The sequence below is a fragment of the Mesorhizobium sp. WSM4840 genome (assembly GCF_055811755.1).
Window position 1 is genome coordinate 1 of record NZ_JBVVQD010000153.1, and the last position, 235, is coordinate 235.

The following is a 235-nucleotide window of genomic DNA, read 5'->3' on the forward strand; positions in this document are numbered from 1 at the left end:
GAGCAGGCCCGCGCACGCCGTGCTGCGTCACATCCACGGCCTGTCGCCATTCCCCGGCGCCTGGGCCGAGCTGGACAATGCGCGTGTGAAGATCCTGCGCTGCGAATTGGCGAAAGGATCAGGCGCCCCCGGCGAGGTGCTCGACGACGACCTCACGGTCGCCTGCGGCGACGGCGCGATCCGAATCCTCGAGCTCCAGCGCGAAGGCAAGGCGCGAATGCAGGCGTCGGAGTTC

Annotated in this window: 1 pseudogene; it reads left to right on the plus strand. The window is 69.4% G+C overall.

The annotated features are described in order from the left end of the window. Nucleotides 1-235: pseudogene (locus tag AC0L3I_RS37095) on the plus strand (methionyl-tRNA formyltransferase); the annotation flags it as partial.